Source organism: Pseudomonas sp. HY2-MNA-CIBAN-0224 (genome assembly GCF_040310285.1).
Taxonomy (GTDB): Bacteria; Pseudomonadota; Gammaproteobacteria; order Pseudomonadales; family Pseudomonadaceae; genus Aquipseudomonas; species Aquipseudomonas helleri.
In genome coordinates, this window is record NZ_JBEOPQ010000777.1 from 1 (window position 1) to 248 (window position 248).

The 248-nt window shown below is 44.8% G+C and carries 1 protein-coding gene; it reads left to right on the top strand.

The annotated features are described in order from the left end of the window. Nucleotides 1–248, top strand: a 248-nt coding sequence (locus AAEZ03_RS28425) for a response regulator (RefSeq protein ID WP_350583310.1), incomplete at both ends; no start/stop codon positions are given.

Below are 248 nucleotides of genomic sequence, written 5' to 3' on the forward strand. Positions count from 1 at the left end.
TATAACGACAACTTCAAAGCTAACAGTGACAATCAAGGCTCGAATGATAAAATCTCTGACAACCAAATATCTGATAGCCAAGCACTTAACAGTCAGACCATAAAAGTAACGGTCAATAACGCGCCTGCTGAAAACCCTGCGACCTTATGGCTCATCGATGATGATTCAGCGCTGCGCTTGGTGTTGGCAGATACTTTTGAAGACGCTGGATTGACGGTTGTCAGCTTTACCCAAGCACAAGCAGCATG